General features: G+C 54.3%; 1 protein-coding gene. It reads left to right on the forward strand.

From position 1 onward, the window contains the following. On the forward strand, positions 1 to 369 hold a 369-nt coding region (locus tag ACW5F0_RS14755), incomplete at its 5' end, for a hypothetical protein (protein WP_457000050.1). Positions 370 to 501: the final 132 nt, after the last annotated feature.

Here is a 501-nt window from a genome sequence, read left to right on the forward strand (position 1 = left end):
GTTAGGCGCATGAAGACTCTACTGGCAATTCTGTTAACGCTCACGGCAACGCCCGTTGCTGCCACGAGCACAATATGCCGGTTCTCGGCGCCTGTTGATGCTGGAGATTACGATCTTGAATTCTTAGGCTACGGAGAGATTGCCCAGATTCTATTTCACGTACCGGGTCAGGGCTATCCCAGCAGCCTGCCTGGCGACTCATACGAGATCCACGACTTTGACAGATCCTCGGCGCGAGTTCATATCGTTTATCGCAATCCAGGCGATAAGCGTCTATTTCCATCCTTCACTCTAAAGGGGTCTGGCAACAGCGTACGTATGTCTGTTGCCGGTCAGGAGTTCGTTGGAGAATTCAGATGCGACTTCTAGGGTTGCCGTGCGGGCGCCTAACAATGCGTTCAAGCCGACACCACATCGGGGCGCAAACCACATGGCAGAAAGAGCTTGCCATGTGCTTCACGCCCCGCTGTGGCGCGGCTTAACTTGGGTGTTAGGCCTTGT

This window comes from Luteimonas sp. A534 (assembly GCF_054072805.1).